The organism is Nocardia sp. NPDC050799 (assembly GCF_040654015.1).
Lineage (GTDB): Bacteria > Actinomycetota > Actinomycetes > Mycobacteriales > Mycobacteriaceae > Nocardia.
In genome coordinates, this window is sequence record NZ_JBFAHF010000014.1 from 1 (window position 1) to 22,446 (window position 22,446).

The 22,446-nt window shown below is 68.1% G+C and carries 23 protein-coding genes and 1 pseudogene; 10 read left to right on the plus strand and 14 right to left on the minus strand.

Annotated elements, in window-relative coordinates; all coding sequences use genetic code 11:
- Positions 1 to 136 (plus strand): annotated as a pseudogene (locus AB0H42_RS16180) (transposase); the annotation flags it as partial.
- Between the two features lie 111 nt (positions 137 to 247).
- Here AB0H42_RS16180 and AB0H42_RS16185 read toward each other — a convergent pair.
- Entirely contained in the window at positions 248 to 790 is a 543-nt protein-coding gene (locus AB0H42_RS16185) for a cytochrome P450 (protein ID WP_357056054.1), read from the minus strand.
- Positions 791 to 852: 62 nt separating this feature from the next.
- Positions 853 to 1,524, minus strand: coding sequence for a TetR/AcrR family transcriptional regulator (locus AB0H42_RS16190; protein WP_357056057.1), 672 nt, complete (start codon positions 1,522 to 1,524; stop codon positions 853 to 855).
- A gap of 110 nt (positions 1,525 to 1,634) precedes the next feature.
- On the opposite strand from AB0H42_RS16190, the gene AB0H42_RS16195 reads away from it, so the two are divergent.
- The 3 genes from AB0H42_RS16195 to AB0H42_RS16205 all read left to right on the plus strand — a co-directional run bounded on the left by AB0H42_RS16195 (position 1,635) and on the right by AB0H42_RS16205 (position 4,411).
- Positions 1,635 to 2,294 (plus strand): hypothetical protein, encoded by a 660-nt coding sequence (locus AB0H42_RS16195; RefSeq protein ID WP_357056060.1) that lies wholly within the window; start codon positions 1,635 to 1,637, stop codon positions 2,292 to 2,294.
- On the plus strand, positions 2,291 to 3,094 hold the full coding sequence (locus AB0H42_RS16200; RefSeq protein WP_357056063.1) for an SDR family oxidoreductase: 804 nt from the start codon (positions 2,291 to 2,293) through the stop codon (positions 3,092 to 3,094). Before AB0H42_RS16195 ends, AB0H42_RS16200 begins: the two co-directional genes overlap by 4 nt.
- A 456-nt stretch (positions 3,095 to 3,550) precedes the next feature.
- On the plus strand, positions 3,551 to 4,411 hold the full coding sequence (locus AB0H42_RS16205) for a TIGR03619 family F420-dependent LLM class oxidoreductase (RefSeq protein ID WP_357056066.1): 861 nt from the start codon (positions 3,551 to 3,553) through the stop codon (positions 4,409 to 4,411).
- 29 nt (positions 4,412 to 4,440) lie between these two features.
- Here AB0H42_RS16205 and AB0H42_RS16210 read toward each other — a convergent pair whose 3' ends face one another.
- The 12 genes from AB0H42_RS16210 to AB0H42_RS16265 form a co-directional block, all read right to left on the minus strand.
- Positions 4,441 to 5,070, minus strand: coding sequence for a hypothetical protein (locus AB0H42_RS16210; RefSeq protein ID WP_357056069.1), 630 nt, complete (start codon positions 5,068 to 5,070; stop codon positions 4,441 to 4,443).
- Between the two features lie 94 nt (positions 5,071 to 5,164).
- Positions 5,165 to 6,313 carry an acyl-CoA dehydrogenase family protein gene (locus AB0H42_RS16215; protein ID WP_357056072.1) on the minus strand — a complete coding sequence of 383 codons (1,149 nt, stop codon included), beginning with the start codon at positions 6,311 to 6,313 and terminating at the stop codon, positions 5,165 to 5,167.
- 7 nt (positions 6,314 to 6,320) lie between these two features.
- Positions 6,321 to 7,484: a thiolase family protein gene (locus tag AB0H42_RS16220; protein ID WP_357056075.1), complete on the minus strand. Its 1,164-nt coding sequence runs from the start codon at positions 7,482 to 7,484 to the stop codon at positions 6,321 to 6,323.
- The gene (locus AB0H42_RS16225) at positions 7,485 to 8,315 is read right to left on the minus strand and encodes an enoyl-CoA hydratase-related protein (RefSeq protein ID WP_357056078.1); all 831 of its coding nucleotides are present in this window, start codon (positions 8,313 to 8,315) and stop codon (positions 7,485 to 7,487) included.
- Positions 8,312 to 9,544: a CaiB/BaiF CoA-transferase family protein gene (locus AB0H42_RS16230; protein WP_357056081.1), complete on the minus strand. Its 1,233-nt coding sequence runs from the start codon at positions 9,542 to 9,544 to the stop codon at positions 8,312 to 8,314. The genes AB0H42_RS16225 and AB0H42_RS16230 overlap by 4 nt, the downstream gene beginning before the upstream one ends.
- A complete protein-coding gene (locus AB0H42_RS16235) occupies positions 9,544 to 10,311 on the minus strand; it encodes an SDR family NAD(P)-dependent oxidoreductase (RefSeq protein ID WP_357056084.1) in 768 nt (255 codons plus the stop codon). Before AB0H42_RS16235 ends, AB0H42_RS16230 begins: the two co-directional genes overlap by 1 nt.
- Positions 10,311 to 11,477: an acyl-CoA dehydrogenase family protein gene (locus AB0H42_RS16240; protein ID WP_357056480.1), complete on the minus strand. Its 1,167-nt coding sequence runs from the start codon at positions 11,475 to 11,477 to the stop codon at positions 10,311 to 10,313. Before AB0H42_RS16240 ends, AB0H42_RS16235 begins: the two co-directional genes overlap by 1 nt.
- Before the next feature lie 418 nt (positions 11,478 to 11,895).
- Entirely contained in the window at positions 11,896 to 12,273 is a 378-nt protein-coding gene (locus AB0H42_RS16245; RefSeq protein WP_357056087.1) for a hypothetical protein, read from the minus strand.
- A complete protein-coding gene (locus AB0H42_RS16250) occupies positions 12,270 to 12,977 on the minus strand; it encodes an ABC transporter ATP-binding protein (protein WP_357056090.1) in 708 nt (235 codons plus the stop codon). Before AB0H42_RS16250 ends, AB0H42_RS16245 begins: the two co-directional genes overlap by 4 nt.
- Complete coding sequence (locus tag AB0H42_RS16255) at positions 12,974 to 13,687, minus strand: ABC transporter ATP-binding protein (protein WP_357056093.1); 714 nt, start codon at positions 13,685 to 13,687, stop codon at positions 12,974 to 12,976. Before AB0H42_RS16255 ends, AB0H42_RS16250 begins: the two co-directional genes overlap by 4 nt.
- The gene (locus AB0H42_RS16260) at positions 13,665 to 15,791 is read right to left on the minus strand and encodes an ABC transporter permease (protein WP_357056096.1); all 2,127 of its coding nucleotides are present in this window, start codon (positions 15,789 to 15,791) and stop codon (positions 13,665 to 13,667) included. Before AB0H42_RS16260 ends, AB0H42_RS16255 begins: the two co-directional genes overlap by 23 nt.
- Before the next feature lie 6 nt (positions 15,792 to 15,797).
- The gene (locus AB0H42_RS16265; RefSeq protein WP_357056098.1) at positions 15,798 to 17,171 is read right to left on the minus strand and encodes an ABC transporter substrate-binding protein; all 1,374 of its coding nucleotides are present in this window, start codon (positions 17,169 to 17,171) and stop codon (positions 15,798 to 15,800) included.
- Positions 17,172 to 17,513: 342 nt separating this feature from the next.
- Here AB0H42_RS16265 and AB0H42_RS16270 point away from each other — a divergent pair, with 342 nt between their 5' ends.
- The 6 genes from AB0H42_RS16270 to AB0H42_RS16295 all read left to right on the plus strand — a co-directional run bounded on the left by AB0H42_RS16270 (position 17,514) and on the right by AB0H42_RS16295 (position 22,440).
- Complete coding sequence (locus AB0H42_RS16270; protein ID WP_357056101.1) at positions 17,514 to 18,044, plus strand: carboxymuconolactone decarboxylase family protein; 531 nt, start codon at positions 17,514 to 17,516, stop codon at positions 18,042 to 18,044.
- Positions 18,045 to 18,048: 4 nt separating this feature from the next.
- Positions 18,049 to 19,311 (plus strand): aromatic ring-hydroxylating dioxygenase subunit alpha, encoded by a 1,263-nt coding sequence (locus AB0H42_RS16275; protein WP_357056104.1) that lies wholly within the window; start codon positions 18,049 to 18,051, stop codon positions 19,309 to 19,311.
- Positions 19,301 to 19,636 carry a hypothetical protein gene (locus tag AB0H42_RS16280; RefSeq protein ID WP_030521075.1) on the plus strand — a complete coding sequence of 112 codons (336 nt, stop codon included), beginning with the start codon at positions 19,301 to 19,303 and terminating at the stop codon, positions 19,634 to 19,636. Before AB0H42_RS16275 ends, AB0H42_RS16280 begins: the two co-directional genes overlap by 11 nt.
- A gap of 2 nt (positions 19,637 to 19,638) precedes the next feature.
- Positions 19,639 to 20,853 (plus strand): amidohydrolase family protein, encoded by a 1,215-nt coding sequence (locus AB0H42_RS16285; RefSeq protein ID WP_357056483.1) that lies wholly within the window; start codon positions 19,639 to 19,641, stop codon positions 20,851 to 20,853.
- On the plus strand, positions 20,837 to 21,253 hold the full coding sequence (locus AB0H42_RS16290) for a nuclear transport factor 2 family protein (RefSeq protein ID WP_357056107.1): 417 nt from the start codon (positions 20,837 to 20,839) through the stop codon (positions 21,251 to 21,253). Before AB0H42_RS16285 ends, AB0H42_RS16290 begins: the two co-directional genes overlap by 17 nt.
- Before the next feature lie 71 nt (positions 21,254 to 21,324).
- Positions 21,325 to 22,440 (plus strand): acyl-CoA dehydrogenase family protein, encoded by a 1,116-nt coding sequence (locus AB0H42_RS16295; protein ID WP_357056110.1) that lies wholly within the window; start codon positions 21,325 to 21,327, stop codon positions 22,438 to 22,440.
- Positions 22,441 to 22,446 lie beyond the last annotated feature (6 nt).

Sequence of the window (22,446 nt, forward strand, 5' to 3'; positions counted from 1 at the left end):
ACCCATCCGGAAGCTTGTCTACACTACGAATGCCATCGAGAGCCTGAATTCCCGGTTCCGGCAGGCAACCAGGCGGCGTGGGCACTTCCCCAATGGGCAAGCGGCACTCAAGGTTCTCTACCTGGTCATACGAAATCCGTTGAAGAATCGTCCGAATATCACTGGAAAGATCGCTGGGTGGAAGGATATACTCAACACGCTCGCGCTGTTTTATGGTGAGCGGATAACTGGGAATTAAACGGAACGGTCACTGTTCCGCCCACAAAAATTCTGACACTCTCGGCGGCGTTGGGCGCGCTATCGGGCGTCGGTCAGGCCAGAGTGAGATCGAGACGGGAAAGGCGGCGCACCAGATGGCTCGGCGCCCAGCTCGGCGCGGGGTCGACGGCGCGGAATCGCGGGTCCTTCGCAACAGCATGCCGATCGCCGCGCGGGCTTCCATACGGGCCGGCGCCGCACCGACGCAGAAGTGGATCCCGCGGCCGAAGGCGAGATGCCCGCGGCGGCGCTCGAGCAGAATCTCCCCGGGGCGGTCGAAGACCGCGGGATCGCGATTGGCCGACCCCCACAGCAGATACAGATGCGATCCCGCGGGCAGCTCGACCCCGCCGAGAGTGGTGTCGGCCACCACATGCCGGTAGTGCCCCCGGAACGGGGACTCCAGCCGCAGGACCTCCTCGACGAAGACCGGGATCAGGTCCGGCTCGGTGCGCAAGGTCGCGGCGAGCTCGGGCCGGGTGGCCAGCAGCCAGGCAGCGGTGCCGAGAAGCGACGACCGTGGACCCGCCACCGGCGGCAACCCCCGGCCCGCCACAGCCGCCCGTCCGGAAGAGCTCGTCGGCGGATACCGCGTCACGCCGGGTCGGCGGAGGAACCGGCGAGCCGTGAGCGGGCCAGCCCGGTGGCGTCGCGCTCCAGGATCATCCACAGCGCGGTGATGTCCTCGACGAGGCGGTCGCGGGTGACCGATAAATCCCCACCGGCCCAGGACAGGATCGTCTGGGCAGTGCCACCGATGACGAAGGCGGGGGCGGTGGAGGCCAGGGAGTCCTGCTCGAGTGACAGGTCGTGGGTGGTGCGGGCGTGCGCGATCAACGCGGCGGTGAGTCCCGCGATGACGGCGGTGCGTTTCTCGTGCGCCACCGGGGTGGTGGGGACACCGCCGAGGAGGACGAGTGCTTTGCGCGGATCGTTACCGAGGGTATCGACGACGGCGGCGATCGCGCCCCGGGCTTGTTCCCGCACCGGCCGGTCGAGCAGCGGGACGTAACCACCCACGGCCGCTTCGGCCACCTCGGCGGCGATCGATTCGATGACCGCGTCGGCCAGGGCGTCGAGACCGTCGAAGCTTTCGTAGAAGTAGCGCTTGTTGAGTTCGGCCGACCGGCAGAGCGCCTCCACCGTCGCCGTGCGCCAACGATTCTCGGCCATTTCGGTGAGCGCGACGTCGATCAGGGTGCCGCGCCGGCGCAGAGTCCGCGTGGCTGCGGAATCTCCCGCGTACTTCCGTTCAGCGGTCGGCACACTGTCATCCTCCCATTTCCGCTGTCGGGCCGTTGACACACCTTCCACATATCTGGCACAGTTCCGTACCAAATAAACTGGTACAGGAACGTACCAGATTGGAGTGAGTGATGACGACACAGTGGGAACAACAAATATCGGCGCCGCGCGCGATGTGCGAAGAGCTGCGGGACCGAGCGACGGCACATCCGGTTTCGGTTCGTGCGCAGGCGTGGGATTACCTCGCGGGTCTCGGTGCGCGTGCGGATCACGCCGGACTCGCGGAAGTGTTCGACGCGGGAATCGCACCCGAAGGACCGGACGGGAAGATGGAGGGCCTGATCGTAGGGAAGCTCTTCGGGATCCCCGAAGCGCGGCTCGCGAACCCGTTGCTGCGTATCGACCCGACCTGGCGGGGCAAGACCTTCGATCCGGCCGGCGGGGTCGGCTGGAACAGGCTTTCACCGATCGCCCGTTTCGTGATGCCGGTCATCACCGCCGGCTACCGCGGCCTGCGCCGCGTCGGCGCCGAGATGGAGGGTTTCGACTTCGCGCACGCACTCGCCCCGAGCTGGATCGAACCGGACAAGACCGTGCGCGCCCTGGACTACGCGGTACCCGAATACCGCAATCCCGGCATCCGGACCTTCCCCATCGCGCGGACCCGCGACGAGATCGTGGAGGTGATTCCCGGCGTCTACCTCGGCCGGGCACTGCTACGGATGAACAACGGCGCGATCAGGCTCATCGCCTACTTCGCGCTGCGCGAGCCGATCGGCAGCCCGCTGTGATCGAGGTGCGCGGCGCCCGGGTCTGCATCACCGGCGGGGCGCGCGGGATCGGACGGGCCACCGCCGAGAACCTGATCGCCCGCGGTGCCCGGGTGTGGATCGGTGATCGCGATCTACCGGCCGCCGAACAGACCGCCGCCGAGATCGGTGCCGGCGCCCACGTTCTCGATGTCACCGACGAGAACAGCTTCCGTACTTTCCTGGCCGCCGCGGAAGAAGACGGCCCGATCGACATGCTGGTCAACAATGCGGGTGTCCAGTTCATGGGCGGTTTCGCCGACCAGGACCTGGCCGCGATGCAGCGCGAACTCGCCGTAAACCTCGGCGCCGTGCTCACCGGCGTGCACCTGGTGCTGCCCGGGATGCGGCTGCGGCGGCGCGGGCACATCGTCAATGTCGCGTCCATGGCGGGCAAGATCACCACGCCCGGGATCGCGACCTACTGCGCGTCCAAGTTCGGGGTCGTGGCCTTCTCCCGCGCGCTGCGCGCCGAACTCGCGGGCTCGGGCGTCACCGTCACCACGGTGCTGCCCGCCGCCACCCATACCGACCTCACCTCCGGGGTGCGGTTGCGACTACAGCCCACGCTCACACCCCAGCAGGTCGCTACCGCCATCGCCGACAGCGCCCGCCACGGCCGCGGCGAGGTGACCGTGCCCCGCTGGCTCGCCCCGATGGGCCTGATCGAAGAACTGACGCCCACCCCGGTCCTGTGGTGGCTCAAACGCTTCGTAGGCGGCACCGAGTACGGCGGTTACGACCCAGCGCAGCGAAAGGACTACCTGGATCGCATCCGGTAACGGTGACACATCGACCGGTTACCCGGCGATCCCACGGATTGCGGTCCACCGGTCGCCGGCACGAGGTCCTGTCCGGGCGGGACCAGATCTTCCGAAGACTTTCCGGACCCCTGAATAGCGTCACAGAGCGCGGCCGCGGCCGGGCTCAGGGCCGCAAATCCTGCCACCGCGGAATCCACCAGCAATCGCCGCGGTCCAATGCGGAAACGACGCGCTCGGCCTCGCCCCACACCATGCCGGCCGCCGCGGGAGTGAGCCGACCCCCGGCAACCTGCGCCGCGAAGTCGTCGGTCTTCCCGGCCTGGAAACCACGGGCCTCTGCCCTGAGCGCTTGCCGGGCAGGAATTTTCGCGGCGGCCCGGCAGGTTCATCGGGTGAGGTCGTCGTCGACGAGACGTCACGGGAACCCCGCGGGCAGGTCGGCCGGCCCGCGGCACGGGCATCGGAAGGAACATGATGAAGTTCGCAGTCAGTTACAGCACCGCCCATTTCGGTGCGGATCCGGATCGCCTCGCCGCCTACGCGCGGCATGCCGAGGCCTGTGGATTCGAAGGGCTGTACCTGCCCGAACATCTGGTCCTGTATCCCGGGGCGACACTGCACAATTTCGAGGTACCACCCGCCCTGCCCTTCACCGACCCACTGGACACTCTCGCCTTCGTCGCCGCGGTCACCGACCGGCTGCTGCTCGGTACCGGGGTTCTACTGCTGCCCTATCGGCATCCGGTCGTGCTGGCCAAGCAGCTGGCGACGATCGATGTGCTGTCGAAGGGGCGGATGCGGCTGCTGTCCGTCGGGCTGGGCACACTGCCGGCCGAGGCGGCCGCGGCCGGCGTCGATTTCCGCACGCGCGGGCGACGGGCCGACGAGGCGATCGATGTGCTGCGGTTGCTGTGGTCCGGGGACGAGGAGGGGGTGAGCCATCACGGCGAATTCTTCGACTTCGAGAACCTGGTCCAGTTCCCCAAACCACACGGCGCCCACACCTTGCCCGTGCACATCGGTGGTTCCAGCGCGGCCGCCGCACGCCGGGCCGGGCTGCGTGGCGACGGGTATTTCGCGGGTGGTGCGCTGCTCCCGGACGAGCGCGCGGCGCAGTGGGAACTGGCCCGCGCGACCGCGGCGGCGGCGGGACGCGATCCCGGCCTGCTCGAGTACACGCGGTGGAGCGGGCTGGATATGACCGACGAGCGCTTGGCCGCCTTCACGGCTCAGGGAGTGACCCGGGTGGTCGTGAGCGCTACGGCCACCGATCCGGCCGAACAGCAGGACGAACTCTCCGAATTCGCCGAACGCTTCCGCGCCGGGGATTCCTGACCGGCGCCGCCGGACCCGGCCCGCGCGGTTCAGACCGCGCGGACCAGGGCCTGGCGGCCACGGAGATCGGCCAGCAGGACCTCACCGCTGTGGAAGACCTCGATATCCTCGCGGGCCTGTTCCGGCACCCCGGCCGCCCCGAGGGCGCATCGTTTGAATGCCCGGGCCGCGGAACTGAGGGGGTGGTGGGCGGACAGGACCCGGCACGCGAGTTCGGCGGGCAGCTCGTCGCCCCAGACCGCGAGTTCGACCAGTCCCTTGTCCAGACAGTCGATGGCACCTCTGCGAACCCATTCGTTCGAGACGAAGACGTCCGGCGCCAGCAGCACGCTCTCCGGCCAGGTGTCGTGTACCGGCGAGGCCATGGCCGTGGTGAGGTCCAGAACGGTCGCGCCGAGGATCTCGAGCGGGCGCACATCGTCGTGTTCGGTGAGCACGGCGACCACCTCCCAGCCGCCCATCATGCGGTCGAAGATGAACCCGCCCGCATACCGCACCGCGTCCACGGTGTTCGGCGCGACGATTGCCAGCCGGTGGCGCAGCGGGTGACGGCGGGCGTGCGCGCGCATGAAGTCGACCGGACGTAGCCCCGGGCCGACCACGGTTTCGGTGTCCGGAGGGCAATCAGCCGCACTGTCTTCATCCCGTGAACCGATCACCGGGTACTCCGTTCGATAAACCAACTGCTGAAACAGTAGGGTCGAACGGCAATATGTGATGCACGTCTCATCGAAATATTAAGTGTGCTATACATCACAAACCAAGGTCCTTGGCAATGATAACTTTCATGACCTCGCTGGTCCCGGCGTAGATTCGCGCGACCCGGGCATCGGTGTAGAGCCGGGCGATCGGATACTCCATCATGTAGCCGTAACCGCCGAACAACTGCAGGCACCGGTCGACGACCCGGGCCTGGGTCTCGGTGGCGAACAGTTTCACCCGGGCGGCGTCCGCACCGGAGAGTTGCCCGTCCACCAGATCCCGCACCGCGCGATCCACCAGGGTCTGCCCGGCCTCGATCTCGGCGGAGATCGCGGCGAGTTCGAATTTCGTGTTCTGGAACGACGCCACCGGCGTCCCGAATGCCTTGCGTTCCTTGACGTAATCGATGGTGGCGCGCAGCGCCGCCCGCGCCTGCGCCACCGACCCGACCGCCACCGTCATCCGCTCCTGGGGCAGGTTGTGGCCGAGATAGCCGAAGGCGGCACCCTCCTCCCCCAGCCTGTTGGCCACCGGTACCCGGACATCGGTGAACGACAGCTCCACCGTGTCCTGCACCTTGCATCCCATCTTGTCCAGGACCCGGCCCCGCTCGAAACCGGGCATCCCGTCCTCCACCACCAGCAGGGTCAGGCCCGCCCGCCGGTTGTCCGGATCGGTCGCGGTGCGGGCCACCACGATCACCAGATCGGCGAGCAGACCGCCGGTGATGAAGGTTTTCGCTCCGTTGAGCACATAGTCGTCGCCGTCGCGGACCGCGGTGGTGCGGATACCGGCGAGATCGGACCCGGTGCCCGGCTCGGTCATCGCGATCGCGGTGAGCAGGCTCCCGTCGGCGAGTCCGGCGAACCACCGTTGCCGCTGCGCCGCGTCGGCGTACCCGAGGAGGTACGGCAGGATCACGTCGAGCTGGGTGCGCACGGTACCGAGGGTCACCAGCGCCCGCTGGGCCTCCTCCTGCAACACCACGTTGTACCGGTAGTCCCGGACCCCCATCCCGCCGTACTCTTCCGGGATCGCGGTACCGAGCAGACCGAGTTCACCCAGCCGCCGGAACACCTCGCGGGGCATCTGCCCCCGCTTCTCCCAGTCCGGGTACCGGGGCACCACCTCCTTCTCGATGAACTCGCGCGCCAGATCCCGGAACGCTTCGTGGTCGGCGGTGAACAGATCGCGACGCATGTTCTTCCTAGGAGACGAGTTCGACGACGGTGGCATTGGCGGTGCCGCCGCCCTCGCACATGGTTTGCAGGCCGAAGCGGATCCCGTGGTCCCGCATGTGATGGATCATCCTGGTCATGAGCACCGCGCCCGAACCGCCGAGCGGATGTCCGAGTGCGATGGCACCACCCAGCGGGTTGAGCCGCTCCGGATCGGCGCCGGTTTCGGCCTGCCAGGCCAGCGGGACCGGCGCGAACGCCTCGTTCACCTCGAAGATCCCGATATCGGCGACCGTGAGCCCGGTTCTGCGCAGCACTTTCTCGGTCGCCGGGATGGGACCGGTGAGCATGAGCACCGGGTCGGCGCCCGCCACCGCACCCGCGCGGTAGCGCACGAGCGGGGTCAGGCCGAGTTCGGCGGCCTTCTCGGAAGTGGTGACCAGCAGGGCCGCGGCGCCGTCGGAGATCTGGGAGGAGTTACCCGCGTGGATGACGCCGTCGTCCTGAAACGCCGGTTTCAGATTCGCCAGCTTCGCGGCGGTCGTACCGCGGCGGATCCCCTCGTCGGCGGTGACCTTTCCCCCCTCGGTGGTCTCCCCGGCGGGCGCGTCGACCGCGACGATCTGCTCCTCGAACGCGCCCCGGTCCTGGGCGGCGGCCGCCAGCTCGTGTGATCGCGCGGAGTACTCGTCGAGCACCGGCCGGGTGAAACCCCATTTCCGGGCGATGAGTTCGGCCGAGATTCCCTGGTTGAAGGAGAAATCTTCGTAACGCGCCAGCACCGCCGGGCCGTACGGCTGTCCGGTCGCGCGGGCGGCGCCCAGCGGCACCCGGCTCATCACCTCGACCCCGCCGGCCACCACCAGATCCTGCTGACCGGACAGCACCGCCTGCGCCGCGAAATCCAAGGCCTGCTGACTCGACCCGCAGGCCCGGTTCACCGTGGTCCCGGGGATGGATTCGGGCCAGCCGGCGGCCAGTACCGCGTACCGGCCGATATTGCTCGACTGATCGCCGACCTGGGACACACACCCCCACACCACATCGTCGATCAGCGCCGGGTCGACGCCGGTGCGTTCGGCGAGGGCCCGCAGCACCACCGCGGACAGGTCGGCGGCGTGCACACTCGACAGGCCGCCCTTCCGTTTGCCGACCGGTGTGCGCACCGCGCCGGCGATCACTGCTTCCCGCATCTACCCGCTCTCTTTCTCGCCGCCGGCCGGGGGCAGCGACCAGGCGCCGGTGAAACGCGGTGTGCGTTTCCCGGCGAAGGCCGCGTACGCCTCCGGCGCGTCGGCAGTGGCGAAATTGACTCCCTGGGCCCGGGCCTCGCCGGCCAAAGCCTCTCGTAATGTCGAGTCTGCACCCTCGTTCAGCAAGGCCTTGGTCTGCGCCAGCGCGACCGGCGGCCCGGCCGCCAGCCGGTCCGCGAGATCCGCGGTGAACGCGTCTATCTCCGCGTCCGTGATCACCCAAGTGACCAATCCCAGCGCCTCGGCGCGTGCGGCGTCGACGGTCTCGGCCAGCAGGGCCAGACGTTTGGCCTGCTGGAGGCCGACCAGTTTCGGCAGCAACCAGGAGCCACCGAGATCCACCGACAGCCCGCGCCGCGCGAAGATCTGCGCGAATGTCGCCCCGGGGGTGGCGACCACCAGATCGCAGCCCAGGGCCAGATTCCATCCGGCGCCGACCGCCACTCCGGTCACCTTCGCGACGGTGGGAACCGGCAGTTCGTGCAGTTGCAGAGCGAGATCGGTGAAGATCCGCAGTTTGTCCATCGGGTGCCGGGCATCGGGCACCGAGATATCGGCTCCCGAACAGAATGCGCCCCCGGCGCCGGTGAGCACCAGCGCGCGCACGGACCGGTCGCCGCCGGTATCGCGCAGGACATCCGCCAATTCCCGCCACATCGCCCAGGTCATGGCATTCTTGCGGTGCGGCCGGTTCAGGGTCACCGTCCGCACTCCGGCCCGGTCGGCCACCAGCAGCTCGGGTTCGCCGGTGGGCGGCTCGCCGTTCGTCACTGTCGCTCCCCCGCGCCCACGGCCCGGTATGCGGGCCCGATCACCGAGTCGGCGCGCAGCCCGTCGATCTCCGCCGCCGACCGGCCCAGTTCCCGCAGCACGGCGTCGGTGTGCTCGCCCAGTCCCGGAACCGCGCCCATCGGCGGATCGAAACCGGCGATCACGGCCGGTGGCAGCAGGGCGGGCACCGGCCCGCCGGGGCTGTCCACCGCACGCCAGCGATCGCGGGCCGTGAGTTGCGGATGGTCGATCATCTCGGCCGCGGTGTTGTACCGCGAGTTGCCGATACCGGCCTCGTCGGCCGCCTTCTGCACCTCGGCCAGGGTGTGCCGGGCACACCAGTCGCCGATGGCCTCGTCCAGCAGCCCACGGTTGCGCACCCGGTCTGAATTGCTCCGGAAACGGTCGTCCCCGGCGAGATCCGGGCGGCCCAGGATCTCCCGCGCCAGCCGCTGCCACTCCCGGTCGTTGGTGGTGCCGAGCACCACGGTCTGCCCGTCCCCGGTGGCATAGGCGCCGTACGGCGCCACCGCGGGCGAGCTCATACCGAGCGGCTGCTGCTCCACCCCGGAGTGCCGGGTGTAGTTCAGGTGGTAGCCCATCATCTCGGCCATGGTGTCGAAGAGGCTGATACTGATCGAGCCACCGGTGGTACCGGTCTCCCGATATCGTCCGCACAGCTGGGTCACGATCGACAGTGCCGCATACAGTCCCGTGGTCACATCCGCCACCGCCGGTCCGGGTTTGGCCGGTTCGCCCGGGCGCCCGGTCACCGAGCACACCCCGGACTCCGCCTGGACGAGCAGATCGTAGGCGCGTTTGTGCGAGAGCGGGCCGCCCGCCCCGAAACCGTCTATCTCCAGCGCGAGCAGATGTGGATGTCGTCCGGCCAGATCGGCGGGGGCCAGGCCGAGCCGCGCGGTGGCGCCCGGCGCCAGATTCGACACCAGCACATCCGCGCGGGTCAGCAGTTCGTGCAGCACCGCCAGACCCCGGCCGGATTTCAGGTCGAGGGTAACCGATTCCTTGCCCCGGTTGACCCAGACGAAATGGGCTGCCTGGCCCGCCACGACATCGTCGTAGTGCCGGGCGAAATCACCGCCGGCCGGGTTCTCCACCTTGATCACCCGGGCGCCGAAATCGGCGAGGGTGCGGGTGCACATGGGCGCCGATACCGCCTGTTCCAACGCCACCACCAGCACTCCGGCCAGCGGTCCGGCGGTGGCCATCACATCACCATGCCGCCGTCGACCGGCAGCACCTGGCCGGTCACGAACGACGCGGCATCGGAGGCCAGGAAGACGAATGCGCCCGCGACCTCGTCGGGTTCGGCCCAGCGGCGCAGCGGTATCCGGTTGAGCATCTGCTCCGCGAATTTCTCGTCGGTGCGGATGGTTTCGGTCATGGGGGTCGCGGCCAGCGGGGCGAGCGCGTTCACCAGGATGTTCTTCCGGGCCAGTTCCCGGGCCAGCGACTTGGTGATGCCGATGATCCCGGCCTTGGCGGCGGAATAGTTGACCTGGCCGAGGGTTCCGGTGAGACCCGCGGAGGAGGTCACGTTGATGATGCGGCCGGTGCCGTCGGACGGCAGGTAGGGCAGTGCGGCCTGACTGCAGTTGAACGTGCCGAGCACGTGCACATCGAAGATCTTGCGCATGGAGTCCGGCGTGGTCTTCGGGAACATGGCCGGCGCCGTGATCCCGGCATTGTTCACCACGATGTTGACCGTCCCGCCGCCCAATTCGGCGGCCTGCCGGGCGGCGGCCACCGCGGATTCGGGGTCGGCCACGTTCAGGGCGCACGCCTGTGCCGTGCCGCCGTCGGCGGTGATCTTCTCGGCGACCGCGCCCGCGGCGCCGCCGTCGAGGTCGGTGACCAGTACCGCGGCCCCTTGGGCGGCCAGCGCGCGGGCCACCGCCGAACCGATACCGCCGGCCGCCCCGGTGACCAGGGCCGTGCGGCCGGTCAGATCGAACAAACCGTTGTTCGCTGCCATCAGTAACTCCTCGGCATTCCCAATACGTGCGACCCCAAATAGTTGAGGATCATTTCCTGACTGATCGGTGCGATCCGCATAACCCGCGACTCCCGGAAATACCGGGAGATGTGGTACTCCTCCGAATAGCCCATTCCACCGTGCGTCTGCATTGCCCGGTCGGCGGCCTCGAAGCCTGCCTCCGCGCAGAGGTATTTCGCGGTATTGGCCTCTCGACCGCACGATTTGCCCTGGTCGTACAACCAGGTCGCCTTGCGCAGTACGAGTTCGGCCGCGTCCAGCCGGGCCAGCGAATCGGCCAGCGGGAACTGGATCCCCTGGTTCTTGCCGATCGGCCGCCCGAAGACCTCACGCTCGTTCGCGTACCGGACAGCCCGGTCCAGCGCGACCCGGCCCAGCCCGAGCGCTTCGGCCGCGATGAGCATCCGTTCGGGATTCAGGCCGTCGAGGAGATATTCGAACCCGCGGCCCTCCTCCCCCACCCGGTCCTCGACCGGTATCCGCAGATCGTCGATGAACAGCTCATTGGAGGACACCGCGTTGCGGCCCATTTTCGGGATGGGCCGGATATCGATGTGGTCGCGGTCGATATCGGTGAGGAACAGCGTCATACCGCTGGTCTTCTTCTCGACATCCTCGTACTTCTGCGTGCGGGTCAGCAGCAGGATCTTCTCCGACTCCAGCGCCTTGGAGATCCAGACCTTGCGGCCGTTGACCACGTAGTGGTCGCCGTCGCGGCGAGCGAAGGTGGTGATCCGGCTGGTGTCCAGGCCCGCGCCCGGTTCCGTGACCCCGAAGCAGACGTGCAGGTCACCGCGGGCGACCCGCGGCAGGGTGCGTTGTTTCAGTTCCGCCGAACCGTGCACCACCACCGGTTGCATACCGAAGATCGACATATGGATCGAGGTGGCGGCGTTCATTCCGCCGCCGGACCGCGACACCTGTTCGGCCAGGATCGAGGCCTCGGTGATCCCGAGGCCGTGCCCGCCGTACTCCTCGGGAATGCACAGGCCCAGCCAGCCGCCGTCGGCGATGGCACGATAGAACTCGGTGGGGAATTCGTGTTCCCGGTCCTTCTCCATCCAGTACTGATCGTCGAATTTCCGGGCCAGTTCGGCCACGGAGTCGCGGATTAGCCGCTGATCCTCGCTCAGCTCGAAACTCATACCGTCGGACACATCAACTCCCTCTCGTCGTCGCCGGACCGCGGCCCCGCATCGCAAACGCGTACCCGGCCCCGCCGCGGTGGCCCGGCGCGGTCGACCGCGGTGTATACCTGCACCGCCGTCGCGGCCGGCGGGTCCCCTCGCCCGCATCGGGTCACCGCTGAGACGGAACGTCCCACTGTCTGCCCCGACCGGTCCACCGCCGCGGATCCGGACCGGTCCACCGGCTCTGCCCGGGCGATTCACCGCCGTGGCCGGAGCGGTTCCTCCGGAGCGGTCGACCACTCGGTCCCAGAACGGTTCGCCGCTGCGAGACCGGCGAGTTTTCGTCAGGTATCACCGCCCCGGCGCCACGCGCAACGCCGCGTCGATGCCGATATCGGCCCTCTGGCGATACACCGCGGTAGGCCGCAAGCTCTCACCGCTGTGGCACCGTGACCGCACCGGATTCCTTCTCTGTGGCCCCGTGCAACCGTTCGGCCAGCTGGGCCAGGTCGTAGGACTGCCGGGCCATCCAGTACCGCAGGACCCCGGTCAAGGAGTAGCGCAGGAACAGCGCCGCCCCCACGATGCTCAGCGCCACCCCGGCCAGGGCGATGACGAGCGCGTCGCGCTGGACCAGCGCGTCGGAGGTGTTGTGCGACATCAGATATGCCAGCACCGTCACCACCGGCCCGAGAATCAGCAGTGCCCCGCCCGCGCGCAACCACAGCGCGCCGCGGCCGGCGGCGGGGTCGGGGATCTTCAGTTCGGCGAGCTCGGCGACGAAACGGTCGGCCCGGGTCGATTCGGTCATGCGGAACTTCCTAGGTAGAGAGTGGCCAATTCGTTGCGGAGCCCTTGATCGGGCGGGCCCTGATATTCGACGCGGCCGCGCACCAGGACGGCGGCGGAGTCGGCGATATCCAATACGGCGGCGGCGAACTGTTCGACGACGAGCACCGCGACGCCCTGCCGGGCGATCTCGGCGACCTGCTCGTAGAGACGGCCCACCACCAGCGGCGCGAGCCCCATGGACAATTCGTCCAGCATCAGTACGGCCGGATCGGTGGCCAGGCCGCGCGCCAGCGCCAGCATCTGCTGTTCGCCGCCGGAGAGCGTGCCCGCGGTCTGTCCGGCCCGCTGGGCCAGGATCGGGAAGCGGGTGAAGGCGATCTCCTCGATGTGCGCGCGGGGCCGGCCGGTGAAGGTCATCAGGAGCAGGTTGTCGCGCACGGTGAGGTTCGGGAAGATGCCCCGGCCTTCCGGGATCAGGCAGACCCCGGCGCGTGCCAGATCCCGGGGGTCGACGCCGTTCACCACGCGACCGCCGAGGCGGAGTTCCCCGTCCGCGACCGGATGCACCCCGGCCGCGACCGAGAGCGTGGTGGTCTTACCGGCGCCGTTGGGGCCGAGCAGCGCGACCACCTCGCCCGCCCGCACGCTCAGATCGACACCGTGCAGCACGGTGATCGCGCCGTAGGCGGCGCGGATACCGCGTAGTTCCAGCAGGGTGGTCATGCGGCCCCCAGGTATGCGGCGAGGACCTGTTCATCGGCGCGGATCCGCTCCGGAGTTCCCTCGGCGATCACCGTGCCGAGATCCAGGACGTACACGTGGTCGCAAACGTTCATCACCAGGCCCATATCGTGTTCGACCAGCACCACGGCGGTGCCGTCGGCGGCGACCGAACGCAGCAGCCCGGCGAACCGGTCCGTTTCCGTACTGTCCTGCCCGGCAGCGGGTTCGTCGAGCAGCAGCAGCGTGGGCCGCACGGCCAGCGCCCGGCCCACTTCGACGAGCCGGGCCAGTCCGGTGGGCAGGGCGTCGGCGAGATCGCCGGCGCGGGCGCCCAATTCGAGGCGGTCGATGATCTCGTCGGTGAGCTGCGCGGCGCGTCGCCGGTGCGGGCCGAGTTCGGCGGCCACGAGCAGGTTGTCGCGGACCGAGAGCCGGCCGAACAGTTCGAGCCGCTGGAAGGTGCGTGCCATCCCGTGCCGGGCCCGGCGCGCCGGAGCCAGCCGGGTGATGTCCTTCTCACCCAGCCGGACCCGGCCCGCCGCGGGACGCCGCAATCCGCAGATCACATCGAACAGGGTGCTCTTCCCCGCTCCGTTCGGGCCGATCAGGCCGGTGACCTGCCCGGCCTCGGCGCGCAGCCCGGCGCCGTCGAGGGCTCGCCGGCCGCCGAAGGTGACGGTGACATCGCTAACGTGCAGCAGTGACGGCATGGTCGAGCACCTCCTTGTCCGCGGCGCGCCACGGGCGTTTCACACCCCACCATTCGACCGGTACATCCGGTTCGCTCGCGGTGGCGCGCTGTTCCCGGTTGTTCGCCCGGATCCGGACCGCGAAGACGCCGAGCACCGAGCCCCAGAACAGGATCCAGCCGTCGATGGCACCGGCCAGCCGCAGCAGCCACAGCACCACCGGAATACCGATCATGGCGGCCAGGGCCACCCGATTGCGGATAGCCGCCTCGAAACCCTCCCGCATCCGCGCCACGGCGCCGTGGCTCACCACCCCGCCGCCGAAGGCGATACCGGCCAGTGCCGGGATCACATGGATCAGGTTCTCGGTGGACGGGAAGAGCACCGGGACCGCCAGCAGCGGCCCGTAGAGCGCGACGCCGACGAACAGCCCGTTGCCCAGGGCACCGAGTCCGGCGAACACGGCGACCAGGAAGATCGGCATACCGGCCACGAAATTGAACTGTTCCGGTGTCACCGAGCCGATCTGCATGCCGTAGAGCGCGCCGCCCAACCCGGCCAGGCCCGCGCTGAGCGCGAAGACCGCGACCTTGGCGAGCAGCAGGTTGCCGCCGAGGGTGGCGTAGGCGGCCTCGCTGTCGCGCAGGGCGATGAGCCGGCGGCCGAAGCGCCCGCGGCGCAGCACCGCGACGCCGAGGGTGGCCAGTGCCAGGCAGACCGCCGCGAAGACGGTGATCTGCGCTGTCTCCTCCAGTTTCAGCCCGAACAGATTCACTCCGGCCACTTCCACCGAACCCTGGTCGAAGAACGCGATCCGCACGCCGCCGATCTCGAACGCGGGCAGAGTGAAGATCCACCGGTCCAGGATCACCGCGAAGGCCGCGGTGCCCAGGGCCAGGTACACCCCGGACAAACGCAGCGCCGGGACCGCGACCAGCGCCCCCGCGACGGCCGCGATCAGCACCGCCCCGAGCAACCCCCACCACTGACCGTCCGGAGCCAGATGGGCGTAGGCGACGGCACCGATACCCGCCATGCTGAGCTGTGCCAGCGAGATCTGTCCCGCGTAACCGGACAGCGGGACGAACGACAGCGCGATGACACCGAAGGCGAACATCGGACCGTAGGCGATCAGATCGCTTTCGCCGAGAGTGGTGGCGACCATCAGGCCCAGCAGCGCGATCACGCCGGCGAAGAACAGCGCCCCGCCGCGCGACGGGGTGGGCACCGGGCTGAGTTTGCGGTCGCGGCCGCGCAACCGGCCGTGCGGGAAGAGCAGCAGCGCGATCAGCAGCAACAGCGCCGGCGCGGCCAGTCGCAGCCCCGGCAGATACTCGTGCTGCGGCAGGTATCCGGTCAGGTAGCTCTCCATCAGCCCGACCACGATCGCGCCGACGAAGGTCATCGGCAGACTGCGCAGGCGGCCGAAGATGGCCGCGGTGTAGGCGCTGACGATGAGCAGCGACAGCGTGGCGGCGTCCAGTGACACCGTCGGAGCGATGAGAATGCCGCCCACGGCCGCCAATTCGATGCCCAGCATCCAGGCGACCCGGTTGGCCCGGATCGGGTCCGCGCCGGTGAGACCGGCCAGCGCGCGATCGTCGACGGTGGCCCGCATCTCCGCCCCGGTGCGGGTGTTGAACAGCAGCACCCGCAGACCCACCGCGACGGCGACCGCCACCAGCATGGTGAGCGCCTGATGCCAGGTGACGGTGGCCGAGCCGATCCGGAGGGGTTCGGTTTCGGCGAAGAAGGTGGGCAGGGTGCGGGCCTGCATCGGATTCCAGATCCAGCGCGCGGTGGCGATGAGCCCGCTCAGCAGCGCGACCGTCATCACCAGTTTCTCCGCGTCACCGAGACCCTGGACCGCCCGCAGTGCCCGCTCCACCAGCAGACCGGACAGCGGCGCCAGCACCAGCAGCACGATCGCCAGGGCGGCCGGGACCGGGACATCCCACCCGGCGGTGAGCTGCCAGTACGAGAACGCCGCCATCATACCGGCGGCGCCGTGCGCGAAGTTGAAGATTCCGGTCGTCGTATGGGTGAGCACCAGACCGCTGCCGATGACGGCATAGACGGCGGCGGTGCTCAGCCCGACGATCCCGAAGGCGAGAAATTGATCCATGATCGATTACTCGACGTCCGCCATGGTCTTGCCGACATCGGCGAGCGTCATCGGCTCGCCGTAGTCACCGGTGTAGCGGTAGGGCGGGGTGTTGCAGCGGAACAGTCCGTTGTCGGCACCGAATTCCGCGGGCTTCCAGCCGTCCGGCGTCGCCTGCATGACGTTGAAGCAGGTCGGCGGAGCGTCTTTGTTGGTGAGGTCGTTCGGGCTGTGCAGCCCGCCCCCGTTCCAGGCGTTCTCTTTCTGCGCCGCCTCGATCAGGCAGGTCCGGGTCAGCTCGGCACCGCAACTGCTCGCCGCCTTCGCGAACAGCAGCCAGGCCGAGAAGGCACGGACGGCCGGCAGGGTGATCACCGCGTCCGGCGCGTACTTCTGATAGAGGTCCTGCAACTGCTGCATGGCCGCCGATTCACCGGCCAGCTGCGGCGGCACCACACCGCCCAAGTCGACCAGGTTGTTCTGGTAACTCGCCGAACGCCCGAGCAACTCCACGTAGTCGGGCCGGAAAGCGTTGTTGTTCGGGTCGATCCAGTCGAGCTTGTAGTCCATCGAGGTCAGCTTCTCCTCGAGTTTGGCCAGCGGCGCGTCCTCGCCGTACCAGATCAGCCCGCGGACCCCGCTGTTCTTGATGGCCTGCGCGTAGGGCGTCCAGTCGGTCACCCCGCCCACCGGGTACAGCTCGTTGTAGACGACGTTCGCGCCCATCGCCTTCAGCGATTCGACGGCCTTGTCACCGAGGACCTTGGTGACCGGGGAGTCACCGTTGATGATCCCGACCGCGCCGGCCGACTGCGGGTATGCCTCCGTTGTCAGCCACCGACGGAAGGCGTTGTAGGGGTCGTAGTGGGCATAGGTGCTGGGTGAGGGGATCACCTGCAGGTCGGCGCCGAGGTTGGGCTGCTGGGAGACCTGCGCCGGGATATCGGGCAGGGTGCACTCGAGGCGTTCCTTCACACCGAGACCGTCGAGCCCGGCGCCGCCGCCCACCAGCGCGAAATCGGTCCGGCAGGCCTCCACCATCTTCTGCCGTACCGCCATCACCTTGGAATCGTGGGTCCCGGTGGTGATGGTGCGCCCGTTGATCCCGCCCGCGGCATTGCACCACGAGGTGAACACCTTGGCGGCGTCCACGAATTCCGGGTTCTTCGAATAGCCGACATCGGAGAAGACGCCGACGGTGATCTCGGTGTCGGTGACGCCCTGGGTCGGCGACCCGGCGGCATCGCCGTCCTGGCAGACACCGGTCAGGTCCCCGAAATCGGCGACCACCGAATCACCGGACGAGGTGTTCCCGGTTTCGGTTCCGGTACGGCCTCCGCAACCGGCGGTGGCGAGCAATGCCACGGCGATCAGGCCGGCGGCTATTCGCTTCGGTCTCACGACGGTCCTTTCTGCGCCGGCCCCATCGGCCGGCCGATCGTGATCGGGCGGTACAGCGTCCGCCCGCGCACCGAGTTCCGCGGCGAGACTTCCCGGGCGGCCGGGCCGTATCCATAGCTCTCAGTGAGTGAAAACTAGCTTCTCACTAATCGAGAATCAATATCCTGTTTTCCGGGCACACAGGAGGTCCGAACCCATAGCTCGCAGCACCCGAACGCCGACAGGCCCCGGTGTACACAGTGCCCACGACCTGTCCGTAGACCCTCGCGTTGACTAACGGGCCGCCGCATGGAAACCTATTATCCGAAATCGAGAATACCATTCTCATCGAGAGGAGGCGCGATGCGTGTACCGCCGCTACCCGCCGAAGAGTGGGACGACGAAGTCGACGCCGCGCTCCGGGTGATGCTCCCGCGCCGGCTGCGCAATCCGGAATCGGCGAGCAACGCCCTGTCGACGCTGGTCCGGCATCCGGAGCTCACCAAGGCGTTCCTGACCCTGAACGTCCATCTGCTGTTCCGGTCGTCGCTGCCGGCCCGCCTGCGTGAGCTCGCGATCCTGCGGGTCGCGCACCGGCGGGACTGTATCTACGAGTGGAACCACCACCGGGAAGCCGCGCTCGCGGAAGGCATCACCGCAGCCGAGATCGAGGCGGTCCGGCGGGGCGAGGCCACCGCGGCGCTCGATCAGCTGATCCTGCGGGCGGTCGACGAGCTCGACGAAAAGTCGAATCTGGCCGACGCCACCTGGGACGCGCTGTGCGCACACCTCGACGAACAGCAGCGCATGGACCTGATCTTCACCATCGGCACCTACAACACGCTCGCCGCGGCCTTCAACACCTTCGGCGTCCGATCCGAGTACGAGAGGTAATCCCTTGGCACACTTCAACAAACCGGCAGCGGGTAGCTGGACCGAGCATTACCCGGACCTGGGCACCGAACCGGTCGACTACAGCGATTCCATCGACCCCGAGTTCTACGAGGACGAGCGCAACGCGATCTTCAAGCGCACCTGGCTCAATGTCGGCCGGGTGGAGCGCCTGCCCCGCAAGGGCAACTACTTCACCAAGGAACTCCCCTCCGCGGGTACCTCGCTGATCATCGTGCGCGGGAACGACGACCAGATCCACGCCTATCACAACGTCTGCCGCCACCGCGGCAACAAACTCGTCTGGGACGATTTCCCCAACGAGGAGACCTCGGGCTTCTGCAAACAGTTCACCTGCAAATACCACGCCTGGCGCTATAGCCTCGAGGGCGAGCTGACCTTCGTCCAGCAGGAGAAGGAGTTCTTCGGCCTCGACCGCGCCGACTACGGCCTCAAGGATGTGCGCTGCGAGGTGTGGGAGGGGTTCGTCTTCGTCAACCTCGACGCCGACGCCGAACCGCTGACCACCTTCCTCGGCCCGATGATCAAGGGCTTGGAAGGCTATCCCTTCCACGAGATGACCGAGGTGTTCAGTTACAAGGCCGAGGTCGGCAGCAACTGGAAACTGTTCATCGACGCATTCGCCGAGTTCTACCACGCGCCGATCCTGCATATGAAGCAGGCAGTGAAGGACGAAGCGGACAAACTCGCCGGCTACGGCTACGAGGCCCTGCACTACGACATCCAGGCACCGCATTCGATGATCTCGTCGTGGGGCGGGATGGCACCGCCCAAAGACCTGAACATGGTCAAGCCGATCGAGCGAATCCTGCGCAGCGGCCTGTTCGGACCGTGGGACCGGCCCGATATCGAGGGCCTGGACCCGCTGCCCGTGGGTATCAACCCCAGCGGCCACAAAGCCTGGGGTGTGGACGAGTTCGAGATCTGGCCCAATATGTCGCTGCTGTTCTGGGCGCCGGGCTGGTATCTCACCTATCACTACTGGCCGACTGCGGTGAACAAGCACGTCTTCGAGGCCAATCTGTACTTCGTGCCCGCGAAGAACGCCCGGGAACGCCTGGCCCAGGAACTGGCCGGGGTGACCTTCAAGGAATACGCGTTGCAGGACGCCAACACCCTCGAGGCCACCCAGACGATGATCGCGACCCGCACCGTCACCGATTTCCCGCTCAACGACCAGGAGATCCTGCTGCGCCACCTGCACAAGACCGCCCAGAAGAAAGTCGAGGAGTACCGCAATGGCAACTGAGTCGAAACTGCCGGCCGAATTCGCCGATCTGGCCCGGTTCGAGGACTGGATCCTGCCGACCGAACCCGAGCGCTATGCCAAACGGCTGGCTTCCACGATGCCGGAGATGCAGGAGTTCTACGACGCCGGTATGGCGCGGCTCGAGGACGCCATCGCCTATTGCGACCGGTTCGACCTCGACGACCTGCCCGATGACGCGCGCAATCTGTTCCATCTGCTGCAGTCGCTGGTGATGGCGTCGTTCCCGGTGGAGGTCTGGAAGCAGCCCCGGGTGCCCGACAGCGGTGCGGCCTACCTGGATATCGTGCGGGAGCCGGTGGTGTGAGCATGCTGACTCTGCGCGCTGCCGGTCTCCTCGACGTGGACACCGGCCAGATCGTCCGGCCCGGCATCCTGCGCGTCGAGGGTGATCGGATCGTCGGAGTCGGTGGTGAACCCGAGGGTGAAATCGTGGAGCTGGGCGATCTCGTCCTGCTCCCGGGGTTGATGGATATGGAGGTCAACCTGCTGATGGGTGGGCGGGGCGAAACCGGCCTCGTCTCCTCGGTGCAGGATGATCCACCACTGCGCATGCTGCGCGCGGTGGGCAATGCCCGGCGCACCCTCCGCGCCGGGTTCACCACCGTGCGCAACCTCGGGTTGTTCGTCAAGACCGGCGGTTATCTCCTGGATGTGGCGCTCGGTAAAGCGATCGACGCGGGCTGGATCGACGGACCGCGTATCGTCCCGGCCGGCCATGCCATCACCCCCACCGGCGGGCATCTGGATCCCACGATGTTCGCCGCGTTCGCACCGAATGTCCTCCAGCTGACCTTGGAGGAGGGCATCGCCAACGGCGTCGACGAGGTACGCAAAGCGGTCCGGTACCAGATCAAACACGGCGCCCAGCTGATCAAGATCTGCGTTTCCGGCGGGGTCATGTCATTGACGGGTGCTCCGGGCGCACAACACTATTCGACCGAGGAACTGCGCGCGATCGTGGACGAGGCACATCGGCGCGGCTTGCGCGTCGCCGCGCACACCCACGGCGCGGAGGCGGTCAAGGAAGCGGTCCGGGCCGGCATCGACTGTATCGAGCACGGTTTCCTGGTCGACGACGAAGCCATCGATATGATGGTGCAGGCCGGCACCTATCTGGTGCCGACCACTCGCCTCGCCGACGCCATGGATGTGTCCAAGGCCGCCCCGGAGTTGCAGGCCAAGGCCGCCGAGATGTTCCCGAAGGCACGTACTTCGGTGAAGGCGGCCTTCGACGCCGGGGTCAAGATCGCGGTCGGCACCGACGCACCGGCCATTCCGCACGGCCGCAATGCCGACGAACTGGTGGCGTTGGTGGAGCGCGGCATGGACCCGCTGTCGGTGTTGCGGGCGGCCACGGTCACCGCGGCCGACCTGATCCAGGTGAACGATCGCGGCCGGCTGGCCGAGGGACTGCTGGCGGATGTGATCGGGGTACCCGGCGATCCGCTGGCCGATATCACTGTCACCCAGCAGGTGCGGTTCGTCATGAAAGGCGGGAAGGTCTATGGCGGCAATCGATGACCTGATCGAGATCCAGCAGTTGCTCGCCCGGTACGCGGTAACCATCACCAAGGGCGATATCGAGGGTTTGGTCGGCGTATTCACTCCCGACGGCACATACAGCGCGTTCGGTGACAGCTACACCCTCGACGTGTTCCCCGAACTCGTGGACGCCGCGCCCAAGGGACTGTTCCTCACCGGCACCCCGCTCATCGAGCTGGACGGCGATACCGGAACCGGAACCCAGCCGCTGTGCTTCGTGGAGCAGTCCAGCCACGATATGCGGATCGGCTACTACAGCGACACCTATCTGCGCACCGAGCAGGGGTGGCGGTTGCGGACCCGTGCCATGACCTTCATCCGGCGCAGCGGCATCCACGATTCCGGTATCCCGCACGCCTTCGAGCGGCCGGCGGTATGAGCGAGTCAGGCCCGGAGGCGGAAGCGAAGCGTGACCACGCAGGGCCCTCGCTCATACCCGATCGGCACAGCATGAGCGAGTCAGGCCCGGAGGCGGAAGCGAAAGTCGAGGAGTTTCGGTCCGGCTTGCGCGCCTGGCTGGACGAGCACGACCTCTCCCCCGGGCCGGAGCCCGGTTTCGACGCCCAGGTCGCGCAGCTGGCCCGGGTCCGGCGGGCGCTCTACGACGGCGGCTGGATGCGGTACGGCTGGCCGGAGACCGTCGGCGGGCTCGGCGGCGAACCGCTGCTGCGGGCGGTGCTCGGTGAGGAGGTCGCCACCCGCGGCCTGGCCGAACCGGGTATCTATTCCATGGTCGAGGTGCTCGCCCCCACCATGATCTCCTATGCCCGGCCCGAGCTGGCCGCGCGGATGGTGCCCCGGCTGCTCGACGGCAGCGAACAGTGGTGCCAGGGCTTCTCCGAACCGGGTTCGGGCTCCGATCTGGCCTCCCTGCGCACCCGGGCCGACCGGCGGGGGACGGACTGGGTGATCAACGGCCAGAAGGTGTGGACCAGCCTGGCGCAGTTCGCCGCCCGCTGCGTCCTGCTGACCCGCACCGGCCCCGGACACGACGGGATCACCGCGTTCTTCGTCGATATGGACACCCCGGGGATCACCGTACGACCGCTGCGCACCATGCACGGCGTCGACGAATTCGCCGAGGTGTACTTCGATGATGTGGTGGTGGGTGCCGAGCGGATGCTCGGCCGGCCCGGCGACGGCTGGCGGGTCGCCATGGATCTGCTGCCGTACGAGCGCTCCACCTGCTTCTGGCATCGCATCGCCCACCTGTTCACCCGGCTCGACCGGGTCCTGGATCAGACCGCCGCCGGTGACGACGCCGATCTCGGCGCCGCCTACCTGGCGCTGCACACCGCGCGCTGCCGGTCCCGGGCCACCCAGCGGCGACTGGCCGGCGGCGCCGCGCTGGGACCCGACACCTCCGTCGACAAGGTGCTGCTGGCGACCGCGGAACAGCAACTGTTCGATACCGCGCGCGATCTGCTCCCGGGTGTCGTCGAACTCGACGAGACCGAATGGCGCTCGGAATTCCTGTATTCGCGCGCGGCGACCATCTACGGCGGCACCGCCGAGATCCAGCGCAACATCATCGCCCGCCGCCTGCTCGACCTGGGGAAGGAGTGAGCGGTG